This window comes from Acidovorax sp. HMWF029 (assembly GCF_003060895.1).
GTDB lineage: Bacteria > Pseudomonadota > Gammaproteobacteria > Burkholderiales > Burkholderiaceae_C > Acidovorax.
This window is the reverse complement of sequence record NZ_QAIH01000288.1, coordinates 1-2,694: the sequence shown is the minus strand read 5'-3', so window position 1 is coordinate 2,694 and position 2,694 is coordinate 1. Positions and strand designations below refer to the sequence as shown.

The following is a 2,694-nucleotide window of genomic DNA, read 5'->3' as shown; positions in this document are numbered from 1 at the left end:
GCAGCAGCCCGGTGGATGGCAACGCCCCACCACCGGGGGCCGCTGCAGGTGCTGTGCCCGCCGGGGCCGATGCCGCCCTGCTCTCGCGCGATGCGCGGCGCATTTACGAGCTGTCGCGCGACAAGCTGGTGCAGATCCGCACGCTGCTGCGCAACGCGGGCACGCAGGCGTCGATTGGCTCGGGTTTTTTTGTATCGGCCGATGGGCTGATCGTGACCAACTTCCACGTGGCCAGCCAGCTGGCGCTGGAGCCCGAGCGCTACCGGGGCGTGTACGTGACGATGGAGGGGCAAGAGGGCGAGGTGGAGCTGCTGGCGTTTGACGTGCAGCGCGACCTGGCCGTGCTGCGCGCCAAGGGCCGCACGGCCGCAGCGCCGGTGCTGGGCTTTCGGCCCACCGACGAAGCACTGGCGCAGGGCGAGCGCATCTACTCGCTGGGCAACCCGCTGGACATCGGCTTTGCCGTGACCGAGGGCACCTACAACGGGCTGGTCAAGCGCAGCTTTTACCCGCGCATCTTTTTTGGCGGCACGCTCAACCCCGGCATGAGCGGCGGCCCGGCGGTGGACGACGCAGGCCGGGTGCTGGGCGTGAACGTGGCCAAGCGCATGGATGGCGAGCAGGTGAGCTTCTTGATCCCGGCCGAGTTTGCCCAGGCGCTGGTGCAGCGCGCGGCCAACGCCCAGCCCATCACCCAGGCTGCATATGGCGAGATGACGCGGCAATTGGTGGAGCACCAGCAGGTGCTGACCGACCGGTTTTTGAAAACACCGCTGCGCGAACAGCGCCACGGCAGCTACCGCGTGCCCGTGCCCGACGATGCGCTGGCGCGGTGCTGGGGCTCGGGGCGCGACCCGTCCTTCCCCGGCCTGAACCTGGAGCGCACGCAGTGCCGCGCCGACAGCGATGTGGTGGCGGGCGACTTCAATACCGGCGCGGTGCGCCTGTCGTACGAGGCCTACAACGCACCCACGCTGGGCGCCGCGCGGTTTGCGCGCATGTATTCGCAAAGTTTTGCCAACGAGCAGTTGCCCACACGCGGCAACCGCCACCAGACGGCAGCCGAGTGCACCGAACGGTTTGTGGACCCCGGCAGCCTGCCGCTGCGGGCGGTGGTGTGCCTGTCGGCCTACCGCAAGCTGACGGGCCTGTACAACATGACGGTGCTGGTGACCTCGGTGAACCAGCCCACGCAGGGCGTGCTGGGCCGCCTGGATGTGCAGGGCGTTGCGTTTGACAACGGCATGAAGCTGGCCAGCCACTACCTCAAGGCCTTCCGCTGGGAGGCCGCACCATGAGCACGATGCCGAGAACGACCACCCTGGGCCTGATCGAAGCCCATGACCGACACGGCGCCCTGCTGGCGCGTGCGCCCATCACCCGCTGGCCCGTGATGGTAGGCCGCGCGCTGGACTGCGACCTGGTGCTGGACGACCCCTTTGTGGCGCCCCGGCACCTGCGCATTGACCGTGCGGTGGACGCGCCCCGCACCGTGCAGGTGGAGGTGCTGGAGACGCGCAACGGCGCCCGCCTGCAGCGCAAGCGCCATGCCCAGGGCGAGCGTTTTGACTGGCCCGGCGGCACCCCCATCGACCTGGGCCACACCCACATCACGCTGCGCCTGGCCGATGCACCCATTGCCGACGAGCAGGCGCTGCCGGAGTTTCCGTGGCGCACCGTGGGCACCACGGCGGCGCTGGTGTTGCTGGTGGGGGCGGCGGCCATGGCCTCGTCGTGGCTGGAGTCGCGCGACAGCTCGCAGTACCTCAAGTCGCTGCCCAGCGTGCTGCTCATGCTGCTGCTGGTGATGAACGCCTGGTCGGGCCTGTGGGCCGTGGCCAACAAGATGTTTGCGGGCCGCCTGCAGTTCTGGCGCCATGTGCGCATTGCCTGCACGGTGTACCTGGCCAGCGAGGGCCTGCGGCTGGTGGCCCACCTGGCGGCGTTTTCGTTCTCGCTGGAGGCGCTGTCGCAGTTCGCCAGCGTGCTGATGGTGCTGGTGCTGGCCGGTGCGTTGTATGCCCACCTGGCCACCGTGCTGCCCCGCCGCCGCGTGGGCCTGGCCTGGACGGTGGCCGCTGTGGTGATGCTGGGCGTGCCCGCATGGCTGGGCGCGCAGTGGCTCAACCGCATGCGGCTGACAAACGAGATGTACATGAGCAGCCTGTTCCCCCCCAGCCTGCGCGTGGCCCCTGCCGTGCCGGTAGACCAGCTGCTGCAAGACGCCGAAGCCCTGCGCGCCAAGCTGGACCGGCGCCTGAAGGACGACGGGCTGGCGGACGAGGACGAATAGGCGCGCCACACCCACAGCGCCTGCCGACCGCATCTGCCAAGCCCCCTCCTGCCCCATGCGCCGCCGCAAGCCCCACCACCACGTCTACGTGGTCGAACTCTCCAAAGACGTGCTGCTGGAGCCGCGCTTTCGCAAGAACAACCCCGGCTACATCGACGGCAAGCCCTGCGTGTATGTAGGCATGACGGGGCTGGACCCGGATGTGCGGTTTGACAAGCACAAGGCGGGCATCCAGGCCAACCGGTTTGTGACGCAATACGGCCTGCGGCTGCTGCCCGACCTGTACGAGGGCTTCAACCCCATGAGCTACGAAGAGGCGGTGGACCGGGAGATCGAGATCGGCATCGACCTGCGCTCGGCGGGGTTTGGGGTGTGGCAGGCGTGATTGCGCCACCCCACCC

The 2,694-nt window shown here is 68.9% G+C and carries 3 protein-coding genes; all 3 read left to right on the top strand.

Annotated elements, in window-relative coordinates:
• Positions 1 to 1,298 (top strand): serine protease (locus DBR12_RS20080; RefSeq protein WP_233244955.1); only part of this gene is annotated, 1,298 nt, incomplete at its 5' end.
• The gene (locus DBR12_RS20075) at positions 1,295 to 2,293 is read left to right on the top strand and encodes an FHA domain-containing protein (RefSeq protein ID WP_108618848.1); all 999 of its coding nucleotides are present in this window, start codon (positions 1,295 to 1,297) and stop codon (positions 2,291 to 2,293) included. The genes DBR12_RS20080 and DBR12_RS20075, both read left to right, overlap by 4 nt.
• A 55-nt stretch (positions 2,294 to 2,348) precedes the next feature.
• Positions 2,349 to 2,678, top strand: a complete 330-nt coding sequence (locus DBR12_RS20070; RefSeq protein ID WP_094287303.1) for a hypothetical protein — start codon at positions 2,349 to 2,351, stop codon at positions 2,676 to 2,678.
• Positions 2,679 to 2,694 lie beyond the last annotated feature (16 nt).

What these genes read in the sequence shown, in the direction of transcription:
- DBR12_RS20075 (WP_108618848.1), top strand. Translation starts at nt 1,295, where the DNA reads ATGAGCACGATGCCGAGAACGACCACCCTGGGCCTGATCGAAGCCCAT.
- DBR12_RS20070 (WP_094287303.1), top strand. Translation starts at nt 2,349, where the DNA reads ATGCGCCGCCGCAAGCCCCACCACCACGTCTACGTGGTCGAACTCTCC.